The organism is Actinomadura sp. 1N219 (assembly GCF_044326405.1).
Taxonomy (GTDB): domain Bacteria; phylum Actinomycetota; class Actinomycetes; order Streptosporangiales; family Streptosporangiaceae; genus Spirillospora.
Genome location: NZ_JBIRAY010000009.1, coordinates 245,713 through 272,588, shown reverse-complemented (window position 1 = coordinate 272,588; position 26,876 = coordinate 245,713). Strand labels below are relative to the sequence as shown.

22 protein-coding genes and 1 tRNA gene are annotated in these 26,876 nt (G+C 71.5%); 17 read left to right on the top strand and 6 right to left on the bottom strand.

Going from position 1 to position 26,876, the window contains the following annotated elements; genetic code table 11:
* Positions 1 to 35 precede the first annotated feature (35 nt).
* From ACH35V_RS26540 to ACH35V_RS26520, 5 genes are all read left to right on the top strand, one after another.
* Entirely contained in the window at positions 36 to 710 is a 675-nt protein-coding gene (locus ACH35V_RS26540; RefSeq protein WP_395976041.1) for a hypothetical protein, read from the top strand.
* Complete coding sequence (locus tag ACH35V_RS26535) at positions 707 to 1,762, top strand: YabN family protein (RefSeq protein ID WP_395976039.1); 1,056 nt, start codon at positions 707 to 709, stop codon at positions 1,760 to 1,762. Before ACH35V_RS26540 ends, ACH35V_RS26535 begins: the two co-directional genes overlap by 4 nt.
* A 145-nt stretch (positions 1,763 to 1,907) precedes the next feature.
* Positions 1,908 to 4,349, top strand: coding sequence for a penicillin-binding protein (locus ACH35V_RS26530; protein WP_395976037.1), 2,442 nt, complete (start codon positions 1,908 to 1,910; stop codon positions 4,347 to 4,349).
* 129 nt (positions 4,350 to 4,478) lie between these two features.
* On the top strand, positions 4,479 to 5,435 hold the full coding sequence (locus ACH35V_RS26525; RefSeq protein ID WP_395976035.1) for an NADP-dependent oxidoreductase: 957 nt from the start codon (positions 4,479 to 4,481) through the stop codon (positions 5,433 to 5,435).
* 45 nt (positions 5,436 to 5,480) lie between these two features.
* Positions 5,481 to 5,723, top strand: a complete 243-nt coding sequence (locus ACH35V_RS26520) for a hypothetical protein (RefSeq protein ID WP_395976033.1) — start codon at positions 5,481 to 5,483, stop codon at positions 5,721 to 5,723.
* 88 nt (positions 5,724 to 5,811) lie between these two features.
* Here the strand turns inward: ACH35V_RS26520 and ACH35V_RS26515 are convergent, their stop codons facing one another.
* The gene (locus ACH35V_RS26515) at positions 5,812 to 7,296 is read right to left on the bottom strand and encodes a sensor histidine kinase (RefSeq protein WP_395976031.1); all 1,485 of its coding nucleotides are present in this window, start codon (positions 7,294 to 7,296) and stop codon (positions 5,812 to 5,814) included.
* A gap of 290 nt (positions 7,297 to 7,586) precedes the next feature.
* Here ACH35V_RS26515 and eno point away from each other — a divergent pair, with 290 nt between their 5' ends.
* The 4 genes from eno to ACH35V_RS26495 all read left to right on the top strand — a co-directional run bounded on the left by eno (position 7,587) and on the right by ACH35V_RS26495 (position 11,382).
* Positions 7,587 to 8,870 carry a phosphopyruvate hydratase gene (gene eno, locus ACH35V_RS26510; RefSeq protein WP_395976029.1) on the top strand — a complete coding sequence of 428 codons (1,284 nt, stop codon included), beginning with the start codon at positions 7,587 to 7,589 and terminating at the stop codon, positions 8,868 to 8,870.
* Between the two features lie 160 nt (positions 8,871 to 9,030).
* Positions 9,031 to 9,492 carry a septum formation initiator family protein gene (locus tag ACH35V_RS26505; RefSeq protein WP_395976027.1) on the top strand — a complete coding sequence of 154 codons (462 nt, stop codon included), beginning with the start codon at positions 9,031 to 9,033 and terminating at the stop codon, positions 9,490 to 9,492.
* 385 nt (positions 9,493 to 9,877) lie between these two features.
* Positions 9,878 to 10,435: a DUF501 domain-containing protein gene (locus tag ACH35V_RS26500; protein ID WP_395976025.1), complete on the top strand. Its 558-nt coding sequence runs from the start codon at positions 9,878 to 9,880 to the stop codon at positions 10,433 to 10,435.
* Positions 10,432 to 11,382 (top strand): exopolyphosphatase, encoded by a 951-nt coding sequence (locus tag ACH35V_RS26495; protein WP_395976023.1) that lies wholly within the window; start codon positions 10,432 to 10,434, stop codon positions 11,380 to 11,382. The genes ACH35V_RS26500 and ACH35V_RS26495 overlap by 4 nt, the downstream gene beginning before the upstream one ends.
* 21 nt (positions 11,383 to 11,403) lie before the next feature.
* Here ACH35V_RS26495 and ACH35V_RS26490 read toward each other — a convergent pair whose 3' ends face one another.
* Positions 11,404 to 12,261, bottom strand: a complete 858-nt coding sequence (locus ACH35V_RS26490; protein WP_395976021.1) for a DUF2510 domain-containing protein — start codon at positions 12,259 to 12,261, stop codon at positions 11,404 to 11,406.
* 137 nt (positions 12,262 to 12,398) lie between these two features.
* Here ACH35V_RS26490 and ACH35V_RS26485 point away from each other — a divergent pair, with 137 nt between their 5' ends.
* From ACH35V_RS26485 to ACH35V_RS26460, 6 genes are all read left to right on the top strand, one after another.
* Complete coding sequence (locus ACH35V_RS26485) at positions 12,399 to 13,220, top strand: uracil-DNA glycosylase (RefSeq protein WP_395976019.1); 822 nt, start codon at positions 12,399 to 12,401, stop codon at positions 13,218 to 13,220.
* A gap of 300 nt (positions 13,221 to 13,520) precedes the next feature.
* Positions 13,521 to 14,882 carry an NAD(P)/FAD-dependent oxidoreductase gene (locus ACH35V_RS26480; protein ID WP_395976017.1) on the top strand — a complete coding sequence of 454 codons (1,362 nt, stop codon included), beginning with the start codon at positions 13,521 to 13,523 and terminating at the stop codon, positions 14,880 to 14,882.
* A 74-nt stretch (positions 14,883 to 14,956) separates the two neighbouring features.
* The gene (locus ACH35V_RS26475) at positions 14,957 to 16,387 is read left to right on the top strand and encodes a class I SAM-dependent methyltransferase (protein ID WP_395976015.1); all 1,431 of its coding nucleotides are present in this window, start codon (positions 14,957 to 14,959) and stop codon (positions 16,385 to 16,387) included.
* Positions 16,388 to 16,404: 17 nt separating this feature from the next.
* Positions 16,405 to 16,477 (top strand) — tRNA-Leu (locus tag ACH35V_RS26470).
* A gap of 206 nt (positions 16,478 to 16,683) precedes the next feature.
* Positions 16,684 to 17,262, top strand: coding sequence for a TetR/AcrR family transcriptional regulator (locus tag ACH35V_RS26465; protein WP_395976013.1), 579 nt, complete (start codon positions 16,684 to 16,686; stop codon positions 17,260 to 17,262).
* A complete protein-coding gene (locus ACH35V_RS26460) occupies positions 17,259 to 17,942 on the top strand; it encodes a maleylpyruvate isomerase family mycothiol-dependent enzyme (protein ID WP_395976011.1) in 684 nt (227 codons plus the stop codon). Before ACH35V_RS26465 ends, ACH35V_RS26460 begins: the two co-directional genes overlap by 4 nt.
* Positions 17,943 to 18,218: 276 nt before the next feature.
* On the opposite strand, the gene ACH35V_RS26455 is transcribed toward ACH35V_RS26460, so the two are convergent.
* Together ACH35V_RS26455 and ACH35V_RS26450 are read right to left on the bottom strand one after the other, a co-directional pair.
* The gene (locus tag ACH35V_RS26455) at positions 18,219 to 18,446 is read right to left on the bottom strand and encodes a DUF4287 domain-containing protein (protein ID WP_067799929.1); all 228 of its coding nucleotides are present in this window, start codon (positions 18,444 to 18,446) and stop codon (positions 18,219 to 18,221) included.
* A gap of 247 nt (positions 18,447 to 18,693) precedes the next feature.
* Positions 18,694 to 19,914, bottom strand: coding sequence for an acetyl-CoA C-acetyltransferase (locus ACH35V_RS26450; protein WP_395976009.1), 1,221 nt, complete (start codon positions 19,912 to 19,914; stop codon positions 18,694 to 18,696).
* A gap of 817 nt (positions 19,915 to 20,731) precedes the next feature.
* Here ACH35V_RS26450 and ACH35V_RS26445 point away from each other — a divergent pair.
* Positions 20,732 to 21,979 (top strand): DUF222 domain-containing protein, encoded by a 1,248-nt coding sequence (locus ACH35V_RS26445; RefSeq protein WP_395976007.1) that lies wholly within the window; start codon positions 20,732 to 20,734, stop codon positions 21,977 to 21,979.
* Between the two features lie 7 nt (positions 21,980 to 21,986).
* On the opposite strand, the gene ACH35V_RS26440 is transcribed toward ACH35V_RS26445, so the two are convergent.
* On the bottom strand, positions 21,987 to 22,988 hold the full coding sequence (locus ACH35V_RS26440; protein WP_395976005.1) for an SGNH/GDSL hydrolase family protein: 1,002 nt from the start codon (positions 22,986 to 22,988) through the stop codon (positions 21,987 to 21,989).
* Positions 22,989 to 23,162: 174 nt separating this feature from the next.
* On the opposite strand from ACH35V_RS26440, the gene ACH35V_RS26435 reads away from it, so the two are divergent.
* Positions 23,163 to 24,554: a cystathionine beta-synthase gene (locus ACH35V_RS26435; RefSeq protein WP_395976003.1), complete on the top strand. Its 1,392-nt coding sequence runs from the start codon at positions 23,163 to 23,165 to the stop codon at positions 24,552 to 24,554.
* 152 nt (positions 24,555 to 24,706) lie between these two features.
* Here the strand turns inward: ACH35V_RS26435 and ACH35V_RS26430 are convergent, their stop codons facing one another.
* The gene (locus ACH35V_RS26430; protein WP_395976001.1) at positions 24,707 to 26,863 is read right to left on the bottom strand and encodes an MMPL family transporter; all 2,157 of its coding nucleotides are present in this window, start codon (positions 26,861 to 26,863) and stop codon (positions 24,707 to 24,709) included.
* Positions 26,864 to 26,876: the final 13 nt, after the last annotated feature.

Here is a 26,876-nt window from a genome sequence, read left to right as displayed (position 1 = left end):
CCCCCATCGGGCGACGACGACGAGACGAGGTTTCCGTGCCTGGCAATTCCGTGAAGGTCGCGGCGGCGGCCGGCGCCGCCGTCATCGCGGCGGGCGCGCTGACCGGCTGCGGCGGCTCGCCGAAGGTCGGCACCGCCGCGCTCGTCGGCGACGACCGCATCACCGTCACCACGCTGAGCCAGACCGTTCGCGACTGGCGGGAGCAGTTCCGGGCGGACCCGCGCGCCAACGAGTTGCGCGCCGACCCGGGCAACCCGGCGCCGCAGCTCGCCGGCGACTCCGAGTCCGACCTGCGCGGCGCGCTGACCCTGATGATCAACTTCCGGGTCGCGGACGAGGTGGCCGAGCGGGCGGGCGTGACGGTCACCGGGGCCCAGGTGGACGGCGCCGTCGTCTCGCTGAACAAGCAGGGCGGGGCCGGGTCGATCACCCTCGCCAGCGGGCTTCCCCGCGCCCACTCCCGCGACCTCGCCCGGCTGCTCGCCACCCAGCTCGCGGTGATGCAGCGGTACGGCGCCGACCTGAACGACGAGCTGAACCCGGCGACGCAGCTGGCCGGGCAGAAGTGGAACGAGCTGTTCCGCGGCACGGCGGACGGCATGGACATCGAGGTCAACCCGCGCTACGGCAGCTACGACCCGGGCCAGTTCGAGGTCGGGCCCGTCCGGTTCCGCCTGTCCAGCCCCGATTCGGGTACCCGGAACGCATGAGCCTCACGCTGCTCGCGACCACGCACCGCGTGGCGCCGGGCCTGCTGACCTGGCGCGCGTGGGACGCGCTCCGGTCGGCGTCCGCCGTCAGGGCGCGGGCGGGGCATCCGCTGCTGCCGTCCCTCGGCGACGCCGGGATCGTCCCGGAACTGGTGGACGAGCCGGACGCGGCCCTGCTGGTCGCGGACGCCCGTCGAGCCGGCGTCCTCTGGATCGCGGCACCCGAGGGCGATGAGGCGCTGATGCGCGAGATCGGCCACCTCATAGTGGACGACGCCGTGAACGACCCGCTGGACGTGGAGGTGCTGCACGGGTCGTACGACCTGCCAGGCGCGCGGCTCCTCGACCTCGTCACCGTGATGGACACGCTGCGCCGCGAATGCCCGTGGGACCGCAAGCAGACCCACGCGACCCTCGTCCCGTACCTGCTGGAGGAGGCGTACGAGGTCCTCGACACCGTCGAGGCGGGCGACTACGGGGCGCTGCGCGAGGAGCTCGGCGACGTGCTGATGCAGGTGGCGTTCCACTCGGTCGTCGCCGCCGAGCGCGGCGACGACACCGCGTTCACCATCGACGACGTGGCCGGCGCGATCGTCGACAAGCTCGTCCGGCGCCACCCGCACGTGTTCGGGGACGTGACCGTCTCCGGCGCGGACGAGGTCAACGCCAACTGGGAGCAGATCAAGGCGGCGGAGCGGGCGGAGAAGAGCGGCGAGGACGCGTCCGCGCTCGACGGCGTGCCGATGGGGCAGCCCGCGCTGTCGCTGGCCGCGCAGCTCCAGCGCCGCGCCGCGCGGATCGGCGCCCCGTCCGGCCTCGCCGACGACCTCCCCGGCGGTGTCCCCGGCGATCTCGCAGGCGCCGTTCCGGGCGCTGTTCCGGTCGAGGCCGGGGAGGGCGGGGAGACCGCGAACGACGTGGGCGTAAGGCTTTTCGCGCTCGTCCGGGAGGCGGCGGACCGGGGCCTGGACGCCGAGGCGGAGTTGCGGGCGGTATCGCGGGTATTCCGCGATCGTGTCCGAGCGTGGGAACGGGAAATCCGGTCCGACTGATTCGCGAGGTTTCTACCCGAATATCGCGGATGGGGTAGTCCGGCCGGGACGTCGCGTCTACTCTGAGCGCGTGTCGGCTGGGGCTGATGGTGACTCCGGGGACCCCGAAGAAGCACAGGGCGTCCCCGCGGGCGCAGGCGTGCCCATGGCAGGCGTGCCCATGGACGGGGGCGCCCGACGACCGCGCCGCCGGTCCCGCCGCGTGTTCACCGCGTCCACCACCCGCGCCCAGAAGGCCCGCGCGCTGCGCAACCTGTTCACGCTCGGCGGCCTCGCGGGCGGCCTCGTCGCGCTGATGCTGCTCCCCACCACCTGCGCCGCCGGAATCGGGGCCCGCGACGCCGCGGACTGGTTCTTAAAGGAGCCGGAGGGGCTCACGACGTCCGGCGTCCCGCAGCGGTCCACGATCCTCGACGCGAACGGCCGCACCCTCGCCACGTTCTTCTACCAGAACCGCGTGGACGTCCCGATGGAGAAGATCGCGCCCGTCCTCCGGATCGCGGTGCTCGCCATCGAGGACAGCCGCTTCTACAGCCACGGCGCCATCGACGCGCAGGGCACGCTGCGGGCGCTCGCGAGCAACCTCGGCCACGGCCAGGTGACGCAGGGCGGCTCCGGCATCACCCAGCAGTACGTCAAGAACCTGCTGGTCACCCAGGCCGACTCGGACGCGGAGCGGGCGGCGGCGCAGGAGGTGTCCGCGGCGCGCAAGATCCGCGAGCTGCGGTACGCGGTCGCGCTGGAGAAGCGGTTCACCAAGGACGAGATCCTGCGCCGCTACCTCAACATCGCCTACTACGGCGACGGCGCGTACGGCATCGAGGCGGCGTCCCGGCACTACTTCTCCAAGCACGCGTCCGAGCTGGGCCTCGCCGAGGCGGCGCTGCTCGCGGGCGTCATCCGCTACCCCTACGCCTACGACCCGACGCAGCATCCGACGGAGGCCAGGGAGCGGCGCAACGTCGTCCTCAACCGGATGGCCGAGCTCGGCTGGATCGAGCGCGCCACGGCGGAGGCCACCGCGCGGCTCCCGATCAGGCTGGACGTGGACGAGGTCAAGAGCGGCTGCGTGTCCAGCAAGGCGCCGTTCTTCTGCGACTACGTCCAGCGGGAGATCCTCACCAACCCGGTGTTCGGCGAGACGGCCGAGGCGCGCGAGAAGCTGCTCAAGCGCGGCGGCCTCACGATCCGCACCACGATGGACCGGCGGGCGCAGAAGGCCGCGCAGCGCGCCGTGGACGGCCACGTCCCGCCGCGGAACTCCGCGGGCAAGGCGGCGGCGGAGGCGATGGTCGAGCCGGGCACCGGCGAGATCAAGGCGATGGTCGTCGACCGCGACCTCGGCCCCGACAAGGAGCGCGGCAAGACCTGGATCAACTTCGCCGCCGACGCCAGCCACGGCTCCAGCATCGGCATGCAGGCCGGGTCGACGTTCAAGGCGTTCACGCTGGCCGCCGCGCTGGACGAGGGCATGCCGTTCGGCGCCCGGCTGATGGCGCCGCGCAGGTACACGCCCGTCGGGTACCGCGACTGCGAGGGGCGGCGCGTCGGCGACGCGTCCAAGACGCTGGGCAACGCCGCCGACGGCGAGGGCGGCAAGAAGTTCAGCCTCGTCACCGGCACCCAGCATTCCGTCAACACCTACTTCCTCGCGCTGCAGAAGGAGGTCGGCCTCTGCGACACCGTCAAGATGGCCGAGCGGCTCGGGATGCGGCAGGCGAACGGGAAGCCGCTGGAGGAGTTCGCGTCGTTCACGCTCGGGTTCAACCCCGTCTCGCCGCTGCGGCTCGCGGCGGCGTACGCGGCGTTCGGCGCGCGCGGCGAGTACTGCACGCCGATCGCGATCAGGGCGATCACGGACGCGTCCGGGCGCAAGCTGAAGGTGCCGCCGCGCGACTGCGAGCAGGTCATGGACGAGGGCGTCGCGGACGCCGTCAGCCACGTGCTGAGCGGTGTGCTCTCCAAGGGCACGGCCCGCGGAATGGGCCTCGGCCGCGACGCCGCGGGCAAGACCGGCACCGTCGACAACTTCTCGGCCGCCTGGTTCGCCGGGTACACGCCGGACCTCGCAGCGGCGGTGTGGGTCGGCGACCCGCGCGGCGGCTACCGGTACCCGATGGAAAGCCTCTGCATGGACGGCCGCTGCTACGGCTCCGTGTTCGGCGCGACGATTCCCGCGCCGATCTGGAAGGAGAGCATGCTCGGGGCGCTGTCGGACACGTCGCCGACCTCGTTCGTCCGGCCGCCGTCCCACTTCTTCAGCAAGGGGACGGGCGAGGAGAAGGTCAAGCTGCCCGACGTCCGCGGCATGAAGCCGGACGAGGCGGTCAAGAAGCTCCGCGAGGCCGGGTTCGAGACCCGCATCGCCAAGCCGGTCGAGTCCCGGGAGTACAAGAAGGGCACCGTCGCCGAGATGGACCCGCGCCACGGCTCCGCCGAACCGGGCGAGACCGTCACGCTGCGCGTCAGCAAGGGCCCCGGACCCGGCGACGACGGCGGCGGCGGCGATCCGCCGATCCCGCCGATCACCCCGCCGCCGACCTTCCCCGCCCTCCCCGGCGACCGCTCCCAGCTCGCGCCGCCATGATCTGACAGCGCTCTGACCTGCGGATTTGTGTGATCGTCCGGCGTCCGGGTAGATCACCGGTGGGGTGTTCACCGGGATTGAACGCCGCGAAACCTAAGCTGTGCGTATCCGTTCGGGGGGACGATCGTCATGCGAGCCATCGCCGTGTCCGAGTACGGCGCCACACCGGCGCTGATGAACCTGCCGCGCCCGGAGCCGGGCCCCGGGGAGATCCTCGTGAAGATGATCGCGGCCGGGCTGAACCCGTTCGACTGGAAGCTCGCCGACGGCATGGTGAAGGACTCCGTCGACGCGTCGTTCCCGCTGATCCTCGGCGTGGACGGCGCGGGCGTGGTGGAGGAGGTCGGCGAGGGCGTGACCGGGCTGCGCGAGGGCGAGCAGGTGTACGGGACGTTCGCCGCGATCGAGCGCGGCCTCGGCGCGTTCGCCGAGTACGCCCTCGTCCGGGAGGACGGGCCGATCGCCGTGATGCCGGAGGGGATGATCTACACGCAGGCCGCGGCGGTGCCGACCGCGAGCGCCGCCGCGCTCGGCATGGTGGACGAGGCGCGGGTCGACGCCGGGCAGACCGTCCTCGTCGTGGGGGCGACCGGCGGCGTCGGGCAGGGCGTGGTGCAGCTCGCGTCCCTCGCCGGCGCCAAGGTGATCGCGACGGCCCGCGACGACATGGCCGGGACGATGCGCCGCCTCGGCGCGGACGAGACCGTCGACCACTCCAGGGACGACGATGCCGACGGTCTCAACGCGCAGGTGCTGGCCGTCCATAAGGACGGGATCGACGCCGTCCTCGACATGGTCAGCGACACCCCCGCCACCGAGGACATCGCGCAGCTGCTCCGCCCCGGCGGGACCTACGTCAGCTCCATCTGGTCGGTGAACCCCGACGCCATGGAGGCCAAGGGCCTGCGCGGCGCCAACCTGGACGGCGGCCTCACGTCCGACACGCTCGACCGGCTCTCCGACCTCATCGACGCGAGCGACCTGCGCGTCCGCGTCGAGCGCGAGGTGCCGCTGGAGGACGCCCCGGACGCGCTGGCCGCCAACCGGGCGGGCGGCGCGCGCGGCAAGACCGTGATCCGCATCTGACCCGCCGCGTGGGTGAACCGTCCCGCCACGGGCAGGGAGGTACACATGAACCAGAGCAGCATGGGTCGGGGCGGGGAGCGGCCAGGCGAGGACGACCGGCACGCCCGGCTCCGCGACCTCGACGCGTCCCTCGAACGGCTGCGCGCCGACCTCACCCCGCCGCCCGCCGACGCCGGAGACAACGTCGACTCCGGCCAGTACCTCGCCGCCCGGGAGGAGCTGGAGGGGCAGATCGAGCTGCTGGAGTACGAACGCGAACGCCTCCGCTCCGAGCTCGGACTCTCCTGACCCGCCCGGCACGGCCCGCCTGACCCGGCGCGGCATGGCGCGCCTGAGCCGCCCGGCGCGGCGTGCCTGACCTGCCCGGCGCGGCGGGTCAGCGGGGGAGGCGCAGGACGAACCGGGCGCCGGGGACGCCGTCCACGCGGTCGGTGAGGACCAGCGAGCCGTCGTGCGCCTCGGCGATGTCGCGGGAGATCGCGAGGCCGATGCCCGTCCCGCCGGCGTCGCGGTGCCGGCCCTCCGCCAGCCGCGCGAACCGCTCGAACACCCGCTCCCGGTCCTTCGGCGCGACGCCCGTGCCGTCGTCGATCACCTCGACCACCGCGGTGGACGGCTGCTCCACCCGGATGATGACCGTCACCTCGGACGCCGCGTGCCGGTCGGCGTTGTCGATGAGGTTCGTCAGCAGCCGGGACAGCTCGCTGCGGCCGCCGTTCACCGTCACCGCCCCCTCCGCCAGGACGGTCACCTGGCTGCGGAACGGGCGGCGCAGCACCTCCTGATCGGCCAGCTCGGTCAGGTCGACGGGCTCGCGCGGGAAGTTCCTGTCGGCCTCCAGGCGGGACAGCGCCTGGAGGTCGTCCACCACCGCCGCCACCCGGTCGGTGTTGATCAGGATGGCCTGGAGCGTGTCGCGCACGTCGGCGTCGTCCGGGCCCGACAGGGCCAGCTCCAGCTCCATCCGCAGCGCGGCGAGCGGGCTGCGCAGCTCGTGGGACACGTCGATGACGAACGCGCGCTGCCGCGCCACCGCCCGCTCCAGCCGGTCGAGCGTCGCGTTGATGCTCACGGCGAGCATCCCCACCTCGTCCCGGCGGGCCGGCACCGGCACGCGGCGCTCCAGGTCCGTCGCGGTGATCTCGTCCAGCTCCCGGCGGATGTCCTCCACCGGGCGCAGCGTGCCGCCCACCGAGCGCCACGTCCCGTAGGCGACGATGCCGGTGCCGAGCAGGATGCCGATCAGCAGCAGCAGTGCGAGCCTCGGCTGCGGCACGAGCCCCGGCTCGGGCGTGAGCGAGTAGACGTACTTGGCGTTCGCCCCCGTCCCCACGCGGTACTGGACGACGAGGAAGCACGGCCCGCCGGGCGCGTCGATGTTGCAGGCGCGGCCGTCGCGGCGGTCGTCCGAGGGCGGGGGCGGTGGGAGCCGCACCGGCTCCCGGCCGCGCATCCGCGGGGACGTCGCGATCACCCGGCCCTGCGCGTCCGTGACCACCAGCAGCTCGCGGCCGGTGACGTCGATCTCGCGCGCCAGGGCCCTGGAGTTGATCGCGGACGCCACGCGGCGGCCGTCCTGCGAGAGGTCCCGGACCGAGTCGTCGAACGTCTGCTTCCGGCTGCCCGACAGCACCAGCCCCGCCATCGCCGTGGTCAGGACGAAGGCGACCAGCGTCGAGGTCATCGTCACCCGCAGCCGGATCTTGGGGTGGCGCAGCACGGCGCGCCAGATCCAGCCGCTCAGCCCCCCGCCGGTCTCGCCGCGCTCGGAAGACCCGCGGCGAAGGCGTCCGGGCCGGAGCCGTCCGGGCCGGAGCCACTCGGGCCGGAGGCGCCCGAGCCGGAGCCACTCGGGCCGCAAGCGCCTGTGCCGTACGCGCGTGGGCCGGAAGCGCCGGTGCCGGACACGTATGACGACCTCCCGGGGACGCTCCTGCCAGTACCAGATCTTTCTTGCCGGAACAGGGCAAACACGACCGTGGTGGACGGGTAAAAGATCGTTCAGCCGGGATGTGCCGTGAATGCTCCACGATCGCCCGGTTTGTACGGCGTCGGGGGGAGGACGGCGAGCCCGTTCGGCGGCGCGGGGGCCGCGCGGCTAGGCTCGGTGGCTGCACTCAGACACTCGCCATCATCATCAGGGGGTTCCCCGTGTCGTCGATCGAGGCCGTACTCGCCCGGGAGATTCTGGACTCCCGCGGCAATCCGACCGTCGAGGTCGAGGTGCTGCTCGCGGATGGGACCGAGGCGCACGCGGCCGTGCCGAGCGGGGCCTCCACCGGCCAGTTCGAGGCCGTCGAGCTGCGGGACGGGGGCGAGCGCTACGGCGGCAAGGGCGTCCGCAACGCCGTCCGGGCCGTCAACGAGACCATCGACGAGAAGCTCGTCGGCTACCCCGCGTCCGACCAGCGGCTGATCGACCAGCTCCTGGTTGACCTGGACGGCACCCCGGCCAAGTCGGCGCTCGGCGCCAACGCGATCCTCGGCGTCAGCCTGGCCGTCGCCAAGGCCGCCGCAGACTCCGCCGGGCTGCCGCTGTTCCGCTACGTCGGCGGGCCGAACGCGCACCTGCTGCCCGTCCCGATGATGAACATCCTGAACGGCGGCGCGCACGCCGACACCAACGTCGACGTCCAGGAGTTCATGATCGCGCCGATCGGCGCGGCCACCTTCGCCGAGGCGCTGCGCTGGGGCGCCGAGACCTACCACGCGCTGAAGTCGGTGCTGAAGGCCAAGGGCCTCGCCACCGGCCTCGGCGACGAGGGCGGCTTCGCGCCCGACCTGCCGAGCAACCGCCAGGCGCTCGACCTGATCATGGAGGCGATCGGCAAGGCGGGCTTCACCGCCGGACGCGACATCGCGCTCGCGCTGGACGTCGCCGCCACCGAGTTCCACGCCGACGGGCAGTACACGTTCGAGGGCGCCAAGCGGTCCGCCGACGACATGGCCGCCTACTACGGCGAGCTGATCAGCGAGTACCCGCTGGTCTCCATCGAGGACCCGCTCGACGAGGAGGACTGGCCCGGCTGGGAGGGCCTCACCGCCGCCGTCGGCGACCGCGTCCAGATCGTCGGCGACGACCTGTTCGTCACCAACCCGGAGCGGCTCGCCCGCGGCATCAAGGCCCGCGCCGCGAACTCGCTGCTGGTCAAGGTGAACCAGATCGGCACGCTCAGCGAGACCCTCGACGCCGTCTCGCTCGCGCAGACCAGCGGCTACCGCTGCATGATGAGCCACCGGTCCGGCGAGACGGAGGACACCACGATCGCCGACCTGGCCGTCGCCACGAACTGCGGGCAGATCAAGACCGGCGCGCCCGCCCGCAGCGACCGCGTCGCCAAGTACAACCAGCTGCTGCGCATCGAGGAGCTGCTCGACGACGCCGCCCGCTACGCCGGCGCCGCGGCGTTCCCGCGCTTTGACGCCCGGGGCTGACATGACGCGGCCTGACTGAGGCTGAGGCGCGCGGGGGCGGGCCGGACGCCCTCCGGGGACCGGAACCTCGTTCCGGTCCCCGATCCGCCGGGTTTCGGACGGACGAGCCCGACCGCATACCGGAGACACGCGAGTCGAAGACGACCACGCAGGGGACACGATGGCTGACGACAAGGCCGCCCCCAAAGGCGGGCACGACGGCGACGACCTCGGCCACGAGGCCGGGCACGCAGGCGGCGCGCGCCGCGGAAACCCGGCCCTGACCAGCCGCGCCGCCATCCTGGCGGTGGTGGTGTGCGCGATCGCGCTGAGCCTGGCCTACCCCGTCCGCGAGTACATCGCGCAGCGCAAGGAGATCGCCGAGCTCCAGCGCAAGGAGGCGGTGGCCCGGCGGCAAGTGGAGATCCTTGCCCAACGCAAGCAACAACTGGGCGAGAAGTCGTACATTGAGCGAGAGGCGACGCGAAGGCTCCATTACTGCCGCCCTGACGTAAAGTGCTACATCGTCCTGGACGGCAGCGGGGGCGACGGACGGCAGGCCCGCAAGGGCGGACCGGCGAGCCGGCCGCCCTGGTACGAGACGCTGTGGCGGTCGGTCGAGTCCGCCGACAGGCCGCGCTGACCCGTCCACCCGGGCCGGCGGGACCCGAACGGCCGCGCCCCGGCAGGAGAGGCCGGGCACGGACCGGGAGCGGCGTCGGCGCCGCGAGGCACCGCCAAGAGGGCCTCGGCCGGCGCCGGACGGGGCGGGGCGGCGACGGACGGGCGTCGGAAGGCGCCGGTCGGAGAGGCCGCGTTGCCCGGAGGGGCAGCGCTGGCTTGAAGGCGGCGCTGGTTTGAAGGCAGTACTGGGTTAAGGCAGTGCTGGTTTGAAGGCAGTACCGGCCGGAGGAGCGGCAGTGCTGTTCGGAGGGGTGTCGTAGGCCGAGGGGGCCGTGTTGGTCGGAGGGGCGCGGTGGGAGCGCGCTGTCGAGGCGGATCGGGGAAGTCCGCCGGTGGGGACGTACATGATCGAAGCACGTGACACGGCCGCGGTGGCGGCCCAGCTGGGACGGGAGCCGCGCGGCGTCCGCCGGGTGGCGAGCCGCTGCCCGTGCGGCCTGCCCGCCGTGATCGAGACGGCGCCGCGGCTGCCGGACGGGACGCCGTTCCCGACGCTGTTCTACCTGACCTGCCCGAAGGCCGCGTCCGCGATCGGGACGCTGGAGGGCGGCGGGGTCATGCGGGACATGCAGGAAAGGCTCGCGGCCGACCCGTCGCTGAGGGCCGAGTACAGGGCCGCGCACGAGGACTACCTGCGGCGGCGCGGCGACGCGGCCCGCGAGGACGGCATCGAGCCGCTGCCCGAGGGCACGCAGAGCGCCGGCGGCATGCCGGAGCGCGTCAAATGCCTGCACGCCCTCATCGCCCACGAGCTCGCCGTGCCCGGCATCAGCCCGTTCGGCCGGGAAGGGCTCGACGCGCTGCCCGAGTGGTGGCGCTCCGGACCCTGCGTCGACGTGGACGCCGACGCGGATGACGTGGACAGGGCCGACGCCGACGCGGACTCGGGGGTGGGACGGTGACGCGCGTCGCGACCGTCGACTGCGGGACGAACTCCGTCCGCCTCCTGATCGCCGACATCGCCCCCGGCGAGGGCGGCGGGACGCTGACGGACGTCGAACGCCGCATGGAGATCGTCCGCCTGGGGGAGGGCGTCGACGAGACCGGACGGCTGTCGCCCGCCGCTCTGGAACGTACCTTTGCCGCCATGCGCGGCTACGCCGACCTGATCGACCACCACGGGGCGCGGGCCGGGCACGGTCCGATCAAGACGCGGGTGGTGGCGACCAGCGCGACCCGCGACGCCGACAACCAGGCCGACTTCGTCAGCGGCGTCGTCGACATCTTCGGCGTCGTGCCCGAGGTGATCACCGGGGACGAGGAGGCCGAGCTGTCGTTCACGGGCGCGACCCGGGAGCTGGCCGCGCTGCGTCCGGCGCGGCCCTACCTGGTGGTGGACATCGGCGGCGGGTCGACGGAGTTCGTCGTCGGCAGCTCCTCCGCGGACGCCGCCCGCTCCATCGACATCGGCTGCGTGCGGATGACCGAGCGGCACCTGAAGGACGGCGACCCGCCGTCCCCGCAGCAGATCTCCGGCGCCGCCGCCGACATCGACGCGGCCCTCGCCGCCGTCCGCCAGACGGTGCCGGTGCACGAGGCGCGCACGCTCGTCGGGCTCGCCGGGTCCGTCACCACGGTCGCCGGGATCGCGCTCGGGCTGCCGGCGTACGACCCGTCCCGCATCCACCTGTCCCGGATCACGGCCACGCAGGTCCACGAGGTGACGCGGCGGCTGCTGCACGCCACCCGCGCCGAGCGCGCCGAGTTCGGCGTCATGCATCCCGGCCGCGTGGACGTGATCGGCGCGGGCGCGCTGATCCTCGACCGGATCATGCGGGAGTACGGGTTCGGCGCCGTCGTGGTCAGCGAGCACGACATCCTGGACGGTCTCGCCTGGTCCCTCGTCTGAGCCTTCCCGCGGGCCGGGGGCTCAGCGTTTCAGCTGGGACAGCAAGGCCGGGATGAGCACCGCGTTCGGGTTCTGCTGCGGGATGTAGAGGATCGGCGCGGAGCTGTTGGCCTGCTGGATCCACACCCGCCCGCCGTCCACCGTCGCCCCGGAGATCGCCGTCCAGCTCAGCGAGACGCGGTTGCCGCGGACGCCGCCGGGATGCACGGTCAGGCCCTGGGCCACGTCGACCGACTCGCCCGACCTGACGCGTCCCGCCAACTCGCCCACCAGCCGCTGCTCGGCGTGCTCCTGGCACAGCTGGATCAGCCGCCCCCACACGCGCTCCGGCTCGCCCTCGGTCACCGGCGCGTCCGGGTGGGCCGGGCTCGCTCCCGAGTTCGCGTGCATCGCGTCCTGCTCGATGACCACCTCGACGCGCGGCCCGCCGCGGAACGGGTACCGGCCCGCCTGGAAGACCCACTGCGTGCCCGCGGCTTGGCCGTATCCGGCCGGACGCTCCGCCGCCCAGTACGCCACCCATTCCACATGTGGCCACTGGAGCGAGGCGTTGCCGTACGCCACGAACCGGTCGTCGGCGTAAAGGTGCAGGCCGCGCACGTTCATGTCCAGCGGCTGGACGGCCGGACGGGCCTCCCAGGTCGGCTGCTGGAAGTGCGGGGCCGCGTAGTGCGTCCCGTGCGTCCCGTACTCGGCCCCGTATTGGGCCCCGTACTGGGACTCCTCGTATTCGTCCCGTGGCCGTTGCTCCTGCGCGGGGAGACGCAGCCGTGGAGGACGGGACGGCTCCGGATTGAGGCGTTCCGTCCAGTTCTCGCCGTCCCACCAGCGCAGGCTGCCGGTGCCGTAGGGGTCTGGATACCAGCCCGGTTGCGACACTGCCTGCCTCCGCTTCGCCCATGGCGTGCCGGACTCCCGCCTCCCCGACCGGCGAACGCATCGTACCGAGATGAACGGCCTGTGCAGAGAGATGGGCGGAACCCGGCCACCGCCTGTGGCGTGCGACGATCGATGGTATGCCGACCGCCAACGCTCCGTTCGTGCCGCCCGGCACCGGATGGCCCGAGGACCCCGCGACCGCCGAAACGCCTGTGGCGCAAGGGGTCGGGGACGTCATCGAGCTGGCCGCCAAGGCCCCCGACCTGGACGAACTGTGCGCCAGGCAGTCGGTGTGCAGGGCCTGCGACCGGCTCGTGGAATGGCGCGAAAAAATTGCCGTCCAGCGGCGGCGGGCGTTCGCGGACGAGGAGTACTGGGGGCGTCCCATCGCCGGATGGGGCGAGCCGGAGCCGCGGATCCTGATCGTCGGGCTCGCTCCGGCGGCGCACGGCGGCAACCGCACCGGGCGGATCTTCACCGGTGACCGGTCGGGCGACTGGCTGTTCGCGTCGCTGCACCGGGCCGGGCTCGCCGCGCTGCCGACGAGCGTCCACGCGGGCGACGGGCAGCGGCTGATCGGCGCGCGGATGGCGGCGACGGTCCGCTGCGCGCCGCCCGACAACAAGCCGACGCCGCTGGAGCGCACGACGTGCCTGCCGTGGCTGTCCCGCGAGGTCGAGCAGGTCGCGGCGAGCGTCCGCTGCATCGTGTGCCTCGGCGGGTTCGCGTGGCAGGGCGTGTGGCCCGCGCTCAGGCAGGCCGGGTACGGGCTGCCGCGTCCGCGGCCGAAGTTCGGGCACGGGGCGGAGATCGAGTTGGCGCCGCCGCCTTCGGCGGGGGCGCGCGGGCCCGTCCTGATGCTGGGGTGCTACCACCCGAGCCAGCAGAACACCTTCACGGGGCGCGTCACCGAGGAGATGCTGGACGACGTCTTCGCGCGCGCCCGCGACTACCGCTGACCGGGGTGGAAGGCGGGGCGCGGGGCAGGGCCTTGGCCAAGCGGCCGGAGCGGTCAGGGCCGACCCTGTCCCGGCCTGACGTCCTGCGGCCGCTTGGCGCCCCCGTCCGGCCCTGACCCGCGTTTTCTCCGCCGGTCCCGTAGGCGGGACCGGTCTCCTTCTGCTACGTCCCCTGAGATGCGGATTCGGACGGCTTGGTTCGGACGACTTGCGAACTTGTCGAATCCGGCCGCGCGGGGCGGTCGTACTTGATGTCGCGGCATCTGGTGAACAGGCCCGTATGCGGGTATCGCTCCCGACATGCCTTCCGATCGCAATCCTGGAACCGCGACGCACATCGTGATCGTCGGCGGCGGGTACGTCGGCATGTACACGGCGCTGCGCCTGCAGAAGAGGCTGCGCGGCGAGCTGCGCCGCGGCGAGGTGGTCGTCACCGTCATCGACCCCCAGTCCTACATGACCTACCAGCCGTTCCTCCCGGAGGCCGCGGCCGGGAACGTGGAGCCGCGGCATGTCGTGGCGCCGCTGCGGCGGGTGCTGAGGCGCTGCCGGATCCTGAACGGGTTCGTGACGCGGATCGACCACGCGTCCAAGCGGCTCACGATCCGGCCCGCGGGCGCGCAGACCGCGGGCGTGCCCGAGCGGGACGTCCACTACGACCTGCTCGTGGTCGCCCTCGGATCGATCTCGCGGACGCTGCCCATCCCCGGCCTCGCCGACTGCGGGATCGGGTTCAAGACCGTCGAGGAGGCGATCTTCCTGCGCAACCACGTCCTGCACCAGCTCGACATCACCGCGGCCAACGCGGACGACGAGCAGGTCAGGAGGCGGGCGCTGACGTTCGTGTTCGTCGGGGCCGGGTTCGCGGGCGTCGAGGCGATGGCGGAGCTGGAGGACATGGCGCGGGACGCCTGCAAGTCCTACCCGACCATCGAGACGGGCGAGATGCGCTGGCTGATGGTCGAGGCGACCGACCGGATCCTGCCCGAGGTGGGGCCGGAGATGGGGCGCTGGGCGGCGGAGGCGCTGCGCCGCCGCGGCATCGAGATCAAGATGGAGACGCTGCTGAAGTCGGCGGAGGGGCGGCACATCGTGCTGAGCGACGGCGAGGAGTTCGACGCCGGGACGCTCGTGTGGACCGCCGGGGTGAAGCCGCACCCCGTCGTCAAGGACAGCGACCTTCCCATCGACGACAAGGGGCGCGTCAAGGCGACCGCCGAGCTGACCGTCGAGGGGGTGGAGGGCGTCTACGCGGCGGGTGACAACGCGGCCGTCCCCGACCTCACCGGCACCGGCGACTTCACCGCGCCCAATGCGCAGCACGCGGTCAGGCAGGCCAAACGCCTGGGTGACAACATCGTGGCGGATCTGCGCGGAAAGCCCAGAAAGGCGTACGTGCACGCTTACGTCGGCTCGGTCGCGACCCTTGGCCTGCACAAAGGCGTGGCGAACGTGTACGGATTGCGGCTGCGCGGGCTCCCAGCCTGGTTCATGCACCGCACATACCATTTGTCGCGGATGCCGACTGTGAATCGTAAATTCCGGATCACCATGGACTGGACGCTCGCGGCGTTCTTCCGGCGCGAGATCGTCTCCCTCGGCGAACTGGAATGGCCCCGTCAGGAGTTCGAGCTCGCGGCCGGACGCCAGCACGACACATGACCCGTCCTGCCCGGTCATCATGGTTTGACGGTCATCCGGTCTGACATCGTCCTCGCGAGGAGGCGCGCCCTGCCATGCACGACGGAGACGCCATCTGGAGCGACGTGCCCGCGGAACTGGAGGCGGCGTCCGCCGCCGAGGAGGCCGGCGGGACGGGCCCCGCGACGAAGGGGGTGGCGCTCCGGCTGGCGCCGCTGCTCACCAAGATCCTTCTGGGGGAGGGCCGGGACAGCCAGGAGGGGCGGGGCGGTCGGGAGGGTCGGGAGGCGGCGGACGCGCTGCCGATACGTGTGCTCGGCTGGGACGGCAGCTCCGTCGGGCCGTCCGGTGCGCCGACGTTCGTGATCAAGCATCGGCGGGCGCTGCGGCGGCTGCTGTGGAAGCCCGGCGAGATGGGGCTCGTCCGTGCCTACGTGGCCGGTGAGCTGGACATCGAGGGGGACGTCTTCGCCGCGCTCGACGCCGTCCGGCGAGTGATGCGCAACGGCGACGAGCCGATCCGGCTGAGCAGCGACGACAAGCGCGACATCGTCCGCACCGCCGTGACGCTGGGCGCCGTCGGCCCCGAGCCGAAGCCGCCCCCGGAGGAACTCGCCACCGGACGGCGCGGCTCCGACGCCGATGCCGACGCGGACGGTGAGCCGATGAAGGAGCCCGCCGCGTTCTTCGCGCGGCTCTTCGGCGAAGGGCTCGCGCACGTCACCGGGGACTGGAACGGCCTAGACACAGACCTCGACGGCGGTCTGGACGCCGACCTTGAGGACGGTCTGGACGCCGCCCAGTTCGTCGCGCACGTGGGCCTCGCCGAGAGCCTCGGGCTGTTCCACGGGGCCCGGCTCCTCGACGTGAGCTGCGGCTGGGGCGCGTTCGCCCGGCATGCCGCCGTCCATCACGGCGCCCGGGTCGTCGCGCTCGCCCGCACCCCTGAGCAGGCCGCCCATGTGCGCGCCACGGCCGCGGACGACGACGTCGAGGTCCGCGGGTTCGACCTGGCCGAGGCCGGTGACGGGCCCTATGACGCGATCGTCGGGCTGGCGGGGGTGGCGTCCATCGAGCGTCCGGCGTCGCGGTTGCAGGAGCTTCTCGCGCCCGGTGGACGGCTCGTCCTGCAGCAGCCCGTCCGTCGTGCCGGGGCGCAGCATCAGGCCCGGCGGACGTTCATCACCAGCTACATGTTCCCGGACGACGCCGGCCTGCGTCCGCTCGGCGAGGTCCTCGACGATCTCGAAGAGGCCGGGTTCGAGGTGCGCAACGTGGCGGCGCTCCGCGAGGACCACGCGCGCACGCTGCGCGCCTGGGCCGCGGGCCTGCGGCGCCATTGGGCCGAATGCGAGGAGCTGGCCGGACCCGGCCGTGCGCGCGTCTGGCTCCTCTATCTCGCCGCATCGGCCCTGGCCTGCGAGAGCGGCCAGATCGGCAGGCATGAAATCCGCGCGATTCGACGTGATCACAACGTCCGCGCCGCCGCGAGCGTGGCGGAAGGACGCACCGTGATGACCCGCTGACTCGATATGATTGCGCCGCCCCTGTAGCCCAATGGCAGAGGCGGGCTCCCTAAAAGAGCCAACGTGTCGGTTCGAGTCCGACCAGGGGCACACAACGGCCGGCCGGCGCTCTGCCGAGGGCGCCGGTCCGCTCGATCGGGCGCTTTCCCGCGTGACGGTTTTGAGGAAGGCCAGAACCCGGCAATTCAGAAATGTCTTCACATTTAGCTGCGCGCAATTGTGAGTTGTTGTGGATGTGCTATGCGGTGCCGGTACTACTATTGAAGTTTCCTGTACTACGGGTGTAGTGTCGAGGCGTGTCGGATCGACGTGAGCGGTTGCTCGATGCCGCGATCTCCGTGCTCGGTGAGCGGGGGATGCGCGGGCTCACGCATCGCGCCGTCGACGCCGCGGCCGAACTGCCGGCCGGGTCCGCGTCCAATCACTTCCGGACCCGGGACGCGCTGCTCGACGCGGTGGTGGAGCGGTTCGCCGCCCGGGAGCGGGCCGGATGGGACGAGGTCGCCGCGCACGTGTCCCCGACCACGCCACGGGAACTGGCCCAGGCGCTGACCGTCTTCGCACACGACGCGACCGGCCCGCGCCGGACACTGACCCTGGCCCGGTACGCGATCCTCGTCGAGGCGGGCATTCAGCCGTCGTTGCGGGCGCGCCTGGCTGAGACCGGCGCCCGAGTCAACGCCTGGTTCACCAACTGGCTGCGCATCGCGGGCTCGGCCGATCCGGAGCGTGACGCGCCGATCATCATGAACCACTGGACGGGAGTCGTCCTGCACCAGCTGGCCAACCCGGACCCGGCGTTCGACCCGTCCGCGCAGATCTCCGCGCTCGTCACGTCGGTCGTCGGTCCGCGCTCAGTGGAGGCATCGGTATGAACGTCGAGCGACCCTCTCTTCCCGTCACGTCGGTCGTGATGGACGCCGATCAGGTCTGGAAGGTGATCGACACGCAGCGGCACGGCCTGGCCGACCTGCTTGAGAACCTGTCGGACGAGCAGTGGCGGCAGCCGTCGCTGTGCGCCGGCTGGACGGTGCGGGACGTCGCCGCGCACCTGACGCTGCAGCAGATCGGCCTCGGCGCCGCGATCGCGATGATGGCGCGGTGGCGCGGCAGCCTCGACCGGACCATCCAGGATGCGGCCTGCCGGCGTGCCGCCGCGTTGACGGACGAGCAGATCATCGCTCAGATCCGGGGCATGGTGGGGTCGCGGCGGCACAATATCGGGGTCACCTACCTGGAGACGCTCACCGACATCCTCGTCCACGGGCAGGACATCGCGATCCCTCTGGGGCTTCGCCATGACGTGCCGTCGCATGCCGCGGCCGTCGCCGCCGGCCGGGTGCTGTCGATGCGCTGGCCTCGGCCGCTTCCCTCGGTGCGAAAGGTGGCCGGGTTCCGGCTCGTCGCCACCGATATGCCCTGGTCGGTGGGGCGCGGGCCCGAGGTTCGGGCGACCATGGCCGCGCTTCTGCTGGTTTGTGCTGGGCGCGCGGCCGCTCTGTCCGAGGTGTCCGGGCCTGGCGCCGAGGAACTCGCCGCGCGTCTTAAACCTTGAGGACGCGTCTTAACGCTTGAGGACGCGGCTGGCGCTTGGGGACGCGGCTCAACGTCTGAGGAGGCGGGGGTGGTCTTCGCAAGCGCAATGATCAGCCCCGCGCCTGGGCGTGGGGCTGATCAAATGTGGGATCTCTGCGCCAGAGTCGTGGCGCTACGCGGCGGCACGACGACGGGGGCATCCGTTGGCGGGATCCCACCAAGTCTGTATGAAGTTCTTACGGAAGCCTTGCTCTTCGCTCGGCGCTAGATGCGCACGATGCGCTCGGCGTCAGGCTCAGTAGTGCCTCGCACGGCGGGTGCGCTCGTGCTCGCGCACCAGGGCCGCGGCGTAGCCGTGAGAGAGGTTGTGCTCTTCGGCCAGCCACGAGCTGCGTTCCTCGCAGCGGGTGAACGACGGGCCGTTCTCGATGGCGGTGAACCACTCGGGGATGTCACGTCCTGTGACTTGCGGAATGCGGGCTATCAGCTTGCTGTGCGTCTCCGGCGAGTGGTTCAGTGACAATTGGCACCTCCAGGTCGCGGGGCTCTTCCTGCTGACTCTGCAACAGGAGTCCGGATGTGACAACCCCCTAACGGGGACCTATCTATTACGTTACGTAGATCGTCAATAACGGGGATGTTCTCCGGAAAACCCGCAGGTCCGAGGGGTGGGCGGGTGGAGTGAGCGGACGGCCCGCCGTGGCGGTGGTGAGATGTTCTGCGGCGGGCCGCCGGGCGTCCAGGGCGTTACGAGTCGGGCGACCAGGGCGCTACGAGAGGCGCTCCACGACCATCGCCATGCCCTGGCCGCCGCCGACGCACATCGTCTCCAGCCCGAACTGCTTGTCGTGGAACTTCAGGCTGTTGAGCAGCGTGGAGGTGATGCGGGCGCCCGTCATGCCGAACGGGTGGCCCACCGCGATCGCGCCGCCGTTCACGTTCAGCTTGTCGATGTCGATGTTCAGGTCGGCCGCCGACGGGAGCACCTGGGCGGCGAACGCCTCGTTGATCTCGACCAGGTCGATGTCGTCGATCGTCATGCCCGCCTTGGCGAGAGCTTTGCGTGACGCGCCCACCGGGCCGAGGCCCATGATCTCGGGGGACAGGCCCGTGACGCCGGTCGAGACGATCCTGGCCAGCGGCGTGATGCCGAGTTCCGCGGCCTTCGTGTCGCTCATGACCACCACCGCGGCGGCGCCGTCGTTCAGCGGGCAGCAGTTGCCGGCGGTGACCGTCCCGTCCGGGCGGAACACCGGCTGGAGCTGCGAGACCTTCTCGTAGGTGGTGCCCGGCCTGGGGCCGTCGTCCTTGGCGAGGACGGTGCCGTCCGGGAGCGTCACCGGGGTGATGTCCTTCTCCCAGAAGCCGTTGGCGAGCGCCTTCTCGGCGAGGTTCTGCGAGCGGACGCCGAACTCGTCCTGCGCCTGCCGCGACACTCCGCGCATGCCCGCCACGTTCTCGGCGGTCTGGCCCATCGCGATGTAGATGTCCGGAAGGCCGCCGTCCTCGCGCGGGTCGTGCCACACCGGCGAGCCGCCCTCGCCCGCCTTGGCCGTGCGGGCCTGAGCGTCCGCGAACTGCGGGTTCTGCGTGTCGGGGAGGCCGTCGCTGCTGCCCTTGGCGAACCGGCTGACGGTCTCGACGCCCGCCGACACGATGACGTCCGCCTCGCCCGTCTTGATCGCGTGGAACGCCATCCGAGTGGTCTGGAGGGAGGACGAGCAGTACCGGGTGATGGTCGCGCCGGGCACGTCGTCCCAGCCCAGCAGGACGGACACGACGCGGGCCATGTTGTAGCCCTGCTCGCCGCCGGGCAGGCCGCAGCCGAGCAGGAGGTCGTCGATCTGGCCCGGGTCCAGCTGCGGGACCTTGGCCATCGCGGCTGTGATCATCTGAGCGGTGAGGTCGTCGGGCCGCATGTCCTTGAGCGACCCCTTGAATGCGCGGCCGATCGGCGAGCGCGCGGTTGCGACGATGACTGCCTCGGGCATGTGCGGGTCTCCTGTCTCAGCGGCTCTCAGCGGCCGATCTTGCTCACGGCCACACCGGCTGGCCTCACGGCTCCGCCCCCAACGTGCCGTATGACCGCGTCCTCGGACGTTGCCGGTCGGTCGTTCTGACGGCCTTGTCACGTGACGTCGGTGTTACTCGTCGGTCACCAGCAATCTAGCTGCTGGGGTGGGGATGGTTGTAGGGCGGGTCCCGTTTGCGCTGACAGCGAGTCTAATAGTGGGGGCGGAGTGCTCCGTTTTGGTGGGATTGGGAGGCGCTCGGCTTGTGGTTCCCGGCCCGGTTATGACAACCGTCCCATGTGGGCGGGACGGCGAACGCCAGAGCCTGAACGCGGCCCCACCGGGCGGCCGCCGCAAGCGCGGGCGGCGGCCGTGTGACGGGGTCGAATGACCGGCCGGGGCTCGTCAATGGTGACCGGACGGGCCCCGGTCCTCGTTCTTCTGTTCTTCTCCTTTATTTCATGGTTCGGATTCGGGGGTGGGGGCGGCGCTGCGTACGGGGCCGCCCCTCCAAAGTCAAGGGCGCCTTCGGCGTCGCTTCGCGATGGGACTCCGTCCCACCCTTGACTTCGGAGCCTCTGCGGCCCCTGGTGCAGCTTTCATCGGGCAGGCTCCGCCTGCCCCCGCCCGACGCGCCACCCCCACCCTCCAGTTCAGTAATAAAACTGACCCGTTCCAATGGGCAGAGCCCTTTGGAATTGGGTTCTGGCCGGTCTTGGCTCCGCCTATCTTGCTGGCTACAGAAGTCAGTCCTTTTGTGCGGACGGATGCCGGATTCTTTCGATAGAATTTAGATATGAGTTCGGTTTCGCTTGATCTTCGTTCGGCGTCCACCGGGGAATTGGTGGACGCTGTAGCGGTGATCGCTCGCGAACTCGCCGGACGTGACGCGCCCGACTCCGCCGCCGCCTGCATGGAACTCGCCGAAACGCTCGCTAGCGCCTCCGATCAGCAGGAGAGCGCCCTGGCCGGTTTGATCGGACGGGTGGACGCCTCCGGCGAGATGCGCCGCTGGGGGCTGCCGTCCACCCAGGCGTGGCTCCGGTCACGGCTGGGGATGCGTGAGACCCGGGCCCGGGAGCGGGTCACCCTGGCCCGGCAGCGACACCGGCTTCCACAGGTCGCCACAATGCTCGCTGGCGGGAAGTTGTCCTACGGGTACGCCTCTACCGTCGCCGACGCTGTCGCCCGGCTGGACGATGAGGATTGCGCGGCCGCCGAGAAGGTGCTGCTCGACCTTGTCGACCAGGGGTTTTCTGCCGGGAAGGTCGCCTCGTTCGGGCGGCGGATCCGGGATGTCGTCGCTGAGCGGGACGGGGTCGAGGAGCCCGATGGGGAGTCGCGGCGCGGGTACGAGCGGTCCTGGATCAACTCCACCCGCTCGCTGGACGGCGGCCGCTACGTCAAGGGCTGGCTCAACGCCGAGGACGCCGCCGTCTGGGACGGGACACTCGGACCACTCGCCAAACCAGCGGGCACTGATGATCGTCGCGACCTGCCGGAACGGACGGCCGCAGCGCTCGTCAGCGTGCTGGCGGGTGGGCATGGGGCCACCAAGGTCACCCTTGTCATCGACCTGGACACCCTCACCGGCGACACCAAGCCTGGTCGGCTGACCGACGGGTCTCGGATTCCGGCCGCGCAGGCTCGGCGAATCGCGTTGAATGCGGGAGTCTCACCATTGATCCTGGGGCGGGGAAGCATTCCGCTCTATCTCGGTCGGCGTGTTCGGTTCGCCACGGCTGCGCAACGGCAGGTACTCGAAACTCTGTATCCGACTTGTGTGGTGCAAGGCTGCGAGGTCCCCGGAAGTTTGTGCGAGGTCGACCACGTGCGGGGGTGGGTTCTCGGGTCGCCCACCGACATCGACCAGCTCGCTCTGTGCTGTGGGTGGCATAACCGTTTCAAGCATGCGAATGCTGATCAGATTCAGATCAGTCATGGCAGCACCGGACGCCATGTTTATCGTGTCCTTCCGCCGCCGGATCAGCGTACGGTCGATATTCATGGGCCGCCGGATGAGATCGGGTGGGCCGCCGCCTGATGGAGTGTCAGGCCAGGTCTGGGGCTACTTGCTGGGGGCCGCTGGTGGGCTGGTCGTCGGCGGGTGCGGTGCGGCGGCGTAGGAGGGTGGCCCAGCGAGGGCGGTCGCGGCCTGGGGCGGGGGCGCCGCTGACCTCGGTGCCCGAGACCTCGGCGGCCTCGGCGGCGGCCAGGTACACCGGGAGGACGCCCGCGCCCGGCTGGTCGGCGAGGTCGGGCTCCAGGCCCAGCGCGGACGCGATCGAGGGCAGGACGGCGGCGGCCGCGGCCGCGTAGCCACGGGCGGACGGGTGGTAGCGGTCCTCGCTGAACATCGACAGCGGGTCGGCGGCGAACTCGCGTCCCAGCAGGTCGCCTAGGGAGATGGAGCGGGCGCCGCGTTCCACCGCCGCGATGGTCTGGGCGGCGGCGAGCTGGCGGCTGGCGCGGCGGGCGATCCATTTCAGCGGTGGCATCAGCGGCTTGACGGAGCCGAGGTCGGGGCAGGTGCCGACGACGACGTGGCTGCCCGCGGCGCGGAGGCGTTCGACGGCGTCCGCGAGGTGGCGGACGGAGTCGGCGGGCGGGATGCGTCCGGTCACGTCGTTGGCGCCGATCATGATGACGGCGATGTCGGGACGGGTCTGCAGGGCGCGGTCGACCTGGCCGCGGAGGGACGGCGAGCGGGCGCCGGAGCGGGCGACGTTCGTCAGCCGGACGGGGCGGTCCGCGATCGCGGAGAGGCCGGTGGCCAGGAGCGCCGCCGGGGTCTCCTCCGAGGTGTGGACGCCCAGGCCCGCGGCGGTCGAGTCGCCGATCATGACGAGGGACAGCGGGGTGGTGCCGAGCGCGCCGCCGTAAAGGCCGTCCGCCGCGGGCGGGTCGCCGTTCGGTGTCGCCTCGATCATCCTGCGGGCGAGTTTCGCCTCGACCACGACGAGGCCGAAGGTGATGCCGCCCAGCGCCGTGATGCCGCCGCCCCCGTACGCCGCGGCCGCCGCGATGCGGCGTGCCGTGAATGCCCTCAACATGTGTCGTTGACCCTCCGTGATCAAGTTTCTACCCGCGGGCGGCCGCGTTGATGCCTGCGGTGCCCGGCTCGGCTACCGTCGGAAAGGGGGCCCGTCCGGGCCCGCGTCCCGGGCGTCCGGCGTGAGCAGGGACGCCGCCATTGATTCGCCACACTGAACGACAAGGATGTCGCGGTGCACGTACACGATTCGCTCGTCGAGCTGATGGGCAACACCCCGCTCGTCCGGCTGCGCAAGGTGACCGACAGCGGGGGGACCGGCCGGCGCGGGGCCCAGGTGCTCGCCAAGGTGGAGTACTTCAATCCCGGCGGGTCGGTGAAGGACCGGATCGCGGTCCGCATGATCGATGCGGCGGAGCGGTCGGGGGAGCTGCGGCCGGGCGGGACGATCGTGGAGCCGACGTCCGGGAACACTGGGGTGGGGCTCGCGATCGTGGCGCAGTACCGGGGGTACCGGTGCGTCTTCGTCTGCCCGGACAAGGTCGCCAGGGACAAGATCGACGTGCTGCGGGCGTACGGGGCGGAGGTCGTGGTGTGTCCTACGGCTGTTTCGCCCGAGCATCCCGACTCGTACTACTCCGTTTCTGATCGGCTGGCGGCGGAGATTCCGGGGGCGTGGAAGCCGAACCAGTACACGAATCCGCAGAACCCGGTGTCGCACTACGAGACGACGGGGCCGGAGATCTGGGAGCAGACGGAGGGGCGCGTCACGCACTTCGTGGCGGGGATCGGCACCGGCGGGACGATCAGCGGCGCCGGGAAGTACCTGAAGGAGGTCTCCGAGGGGCGGGTCAAGGTCATCGGCGCCGATCCTGAAGGGTCGGTGTACTCCGGGGGGAGCGGGCGTCCCTATCTCACCGAGGGTGTGGGGGAGGACATCTGGCCGGAGACGTACGACCGGGGCATCTGCGACGACGTCATCGCCGTGTCCGACAAGGACTCGTTCAACATGACGCGGCGGCTGGCCCGCGAGGAGGCGCTGCTCGTCGGCGGGTCCTGCGGGATGGCGGTCGTCGCGGCGCTGCGCGTCGCGGAGCGGGCCGGGCCGGACGACGTGGTCGTGGTGCTGCTGCCGGACGGCGGCCGCGGATACCTGACCAAGATCTTCAGCGATGAGTGGATGGCCGATTACGGATTCCTCATCCCGGCTACCGAGGAGGCGCGGGTCGGCGAGGTGCTCAACCGCAAGGGGCGGACGCTGCCGGAGTTCGTGCACGTCCACCCGCACGAGAGCGTGCAGACCGCCATCGCGATCATGCGGGAGTACGAGGTGTCGCAGCTTCCGGTGATGAAGGAGGAGCCGCCGGTCATGGCGGCGGAGGTCGTCGGGTCGGTGGTGGAGAGCGACCTGCTGGACATCCTCGTCCGGGAGCGGGCGAAGCTGACCGAGCCGGTGGAGCTGCACATGTCGGAGCCGCTGCCGACGCTCGGGTCAGGGGAGCCGGTGAGCAAGGCCGTCGGGGTGCTGGAGAAGTCCGGGGCCGCGGTGGTGCTGGTGGACGGGAAGCCGAAGGGGCTCGTCACGCGGCAGGATCTCATCGCGTTTCTGGCCGGGTCCGGCGGGTGATCCGGGCGCAGGCATAGAGAAGCGGGGGGGGGGGGGGGGGGGGGGGGGGGGGGGGGGGGTGGGGGGGGGGGGGGGGGGGGGGGGGCGGGGGGGGGGGGGGGGGTGGGCGGCGTTTCGGGCCGGACCCCGCAACCCGACGTCTGTGGGCGCGGCTACCGCCGCCCGGACGGGAGGTAGTCCTCCCGCGTGTCGGCCGGCTTGACCGGCTTCTTCGGCTCGTCGGCGTGTCCCGGCCACCAGGCCTTGTGGCCCAGCAGGGCGGTGAGGCCCGGCACCAGGAACATCGCCATCACGAATGCCGACAGCGCGATGCCCAGCGCGATGGAGAAGCCCATCTGCTGCAGCATCGACACCTTGGCCAGCAGCATGACGGAGAACGTCCCGGCCAGGATCAGCCCGGCCGCGGCGACCGTCGGGCCGCCGTGCTCGACCGCCAGCGCGGCGGCCTTGCGCGGCTCGTGGCCCTCCTTGGCCTCCTCGCGGAGCCGCGCGGTCATCAGGATGTTGTAGTCGGTCCCGATGGCCAGCACGAACAGGTACAGCATGATCGGCAGGTGGAAGATCTCCCCGGGTTGGCCCATCAGGCCCTGGAAGACGTACACCGCGGATCCGAGCGTCGCGGCGAAGCCGAGCAGCACCGCCGGGACGAGGTACAGCGGGGCGACCACCGAGCGGAGCAGCGCCAGGAGGATCAGCGCGATCAGCGCGCCGGCGATCGGCAGGATCACCGACAGGTCGCGGTTGACCACCCTGTTGATGTCGCTGTAGATCGCGGTCTCACCGCCGACGAACACCTCGGTGCCCTTGGGCGCGATGTCGTGGACGCCCGGTCCGAGATCGTTCTTGACCAGGTTGATGGCCTTGTTGTCGACCGGGTTGCCGTTGAGCACCAGGTTGACCTGGGCGACCTTCGGGTCCTTGCTCATGGTGACGGGCTGCACGCCGCCGACGCCCGGCAGCGACTTCGCCTGCTGCCCGAACGCGTCCAGCTCGGACTTGGCCAGCGGCTGGCCGTCGGTGGAGCGGATCATGACCTCGACCGGTGTGTTCTGGCCGGCGGGGAAGCCCTTCTGCAGGTCCTTCACGGCCTGCGCGGACTCGGTGTCCTGCGGGAAGCTGGACTGGAAGTCGTAGTCGGACTTGAACCCGAGCGCACCGGACGCCAGCGCGATCAGCAGGCCCGCGGAGACGAGGGCGACCATGGCCGGGCGCTTGCCGACCATCCGGCCGATCCGCGCCGCCGTGGTGGCCTTCGGCTGCCTCTTCCAGGACTTCGACGGCCAGAACACCGCGGGGCCGACCAGCGACAGGATCGCCGGGAACAGCGTCAGCGAGGTGACGCCCATCACCAGGACGCCGATGGCGAGCGACGGGCCCCACGCGGCGAAGATCCCGAAGGAGGCCAGCATCAGCACCAGGAACGTGGCCGCGATCGCGGCCGCCGCGGAGGTGATGACCTCGCCGACCCGCTCCACCGCCGAGATCAGCGCGGTCTTGCGGTCCTCGCCGGCGCGCAGCCGCTCCCGGTAGCGGAACAGCAGGAACAGGTAGTAGTCGGCGCCGACGCCGAACAGCACGATCGTCAGGATGATCTGGAGGCTGTCGTCGCCGGAGAAGTCCAGCACCTTGGACGCGGCCCCGATCAGCCCCATCGACACCTGCTCGGTGGCGATGATCACGATGATCGGCAGGATGGCCGCCAGCGGCGCCCGGAAGATCAGCAGGATCAGGCCGATGATCAGCCCGAAGGTGGCGAAGGTGATCAGCACGAAGGAGTCGGTGAAGGAGTCCTCGTTGTCGACCCAGGCGGCGGGCTCACCGCCGACCTTGGCCTCCAGCCCGCTCCCCAGCTCCTTGGGCAGCTGGGTGCGGATGTCCTTGATCGCCTGACTCTGCTGCTTGGCCGATTCACCCCCGGTCGTCATCTCCACCGGGACGCTGATCAGCTGGATGGTCTTGTTCGGCGCGACCGCCTGGGGGCCGGTCTCGAAGCCCTTCACGGTCGGGTACTTCTTGGCCGTGAGGTTCTGCGCCGCCGCGGCGATCTTGGTGCTGTCCGCGGGGGTGATCTTCCCGCCGTCGGAACGTTGCACCACGACCAGGGCGGACGCGTCCGCCTGCTCCGGGAACGCCTTCTCGGCAATCTCGGCGGCCTGGACGGACTCGTACTTGGAGGGCAGGAACTCGCCTTGGTCCGACTCGGTGGCGAGCTTGGGGGACAAGGCGATGATGAGGACCGCGGCCACCAGCCAGCCGCCGATCGTCCACCATGGATGTCTCACGACGAAGCGCGCGAGCCCAGCGAACATGGGATTTCCTTAG